1 protein-coding gene is annotated in these 1,674 nt (G+C 49.1%); it reads right to left on the bottom strand.

The genetic code is table 11. The features are described 5' to 3' along the window. The coding region (locus ACXAG1_RS16950) for a hypothetical protein (protein WP_475120335.1) at positions 1-1,674 on the bottom strand (1,674 nt) is incomplete at both ends.

Below are 1,674 nucleotides of genomic sequence, written 5' to 3'. Positions count from 1 at the left end.
TGCCCGGGCCCGCCATGGCATGCACATAGCTAACTGGATCAAAGCCACTGAGCGAATCGTAGTACAGGGCAATTCGGCCACCACCGCCAGAGGCAGCATAATTACCATAGCCACCCGACGCTTCGATCTTGGTGTAACCATTACCAATAATTTCAGAAGCTTCAATCCAGATAGATCCGCCACTACCGCCACCTACGTCGCGAGAGTAGTTACCGTTAGCCAGGATATCGCCGTACACTTCAAATCGGTTACTGGCCACTAACTTAATGGCGCCACCACCGCGGCTACCTTGAACGGTTTCATCTATCCCGAACCCACCCACGCCAAAGTCAGTCGGCGCTTCATAGGAGCCAAATATTGGAGCGGAAGCACCCGATAAGGGATCCATACCACCCAAGCCCCCATAACTACCGCCTGACTTCCAGTGTTCGCCGGTATTAGGGCGACGCCCTCTATTGCTTACATCAATATATGAATTAGAGCTAATGTAAAAATCCGTAGCGCTTAAAGTAATACCAGAGATATAAGTTTCAGAAGCATAAGGAGTGGTAATCTTCCCCTGGTTCTGAACTCTGATGGACTCGAAGCTATAATCTTGCGGCAGCTCTAAAGTAAAACCATCAACCACTAATTCATTATTGGCTACTGTGAAGTCGCCTTCAGCTTTGATATAGACATCATCGTAACGAGAGCCTGTTATCGGCGCCCCAATATGGGCCCCCTCCTCTACAACAACCCTCGCATTATGAAAATGGACAGGGGTATCAAAATACTCACCAATACGGAATGGCAAGTAAGAGCTGCTCTCACTCCTATTTGTGACCTGTAGCCTTCCATTGTTTAACGGCAATGAACGATCATATAAGTAGACTGTGCCTGGCCCACCGTACGCAGTGACACCACTTGTGCCCGGGCCCGCCATGGCATGCACATAGCTAACTGGATCAAAGCCACTGAGCGAATCGTAGTACAGGGCAATTCGGCCACCACCGCCAGAAGCAGCATAATAACCATACCCACCTGACGCTTCGATCTTGGTGTAACCATTACCAATAATTTCAGAAGCTTCAATCCAGATAGATCCGCCACTACCGCCACCTACGTCGCGAGAGTAGTTACCGTTGGCCAGGATATCGCCGTACACTTCAAATCGGTTACTGGCCACTAACTTAATAGCACCGCCCCCGCGGCTACCTTGAACGGTTTCATCTATCCCGAATCCACCCACGCCAAAGTCAGTCGGCGCCTCATAGGAGCCAAATATTGGAGCGGAAGCACCCGATGAGGGATCCATACCACCCAAGCCCCCATAACTACCGCCTGACTTCCAGTGTTCGCCGGTATTTGGACGACGCCCTCTATTGCTTACATCAATATATGAATTAGAGCTAATGTAAAAATCCGTAGCGCTTAAAGTAATACTAGAGATATAAGTTTCAGAAGCATAGGGAGTGGTAATCTTCCCCTGGTTCTGAACTCTGATGGACTCGAAGCTATAATCTTGCGGCAGCTCTAAAGTAAAGCCATCAACCACTAATTCATTATTGGCTACTGTGAAGTCGCCTTCAGCTTTGATATAGACGTCATCGTAACGAGAGCCTGTTATCGGCGCCCCAATATGGGCCCCCTCCTCTACAACAACCCTCGCATTATGAAAATGGACAGGGGTATCAA

It is taken from the genome of Microbulbifer sp. ABE4_465 (genome assembly GCF_056160765.1).
Note: the sequence above shows the minus strand (reverse complement) of the source record. Positions and strands in the feature narration are given on the sequence as shown.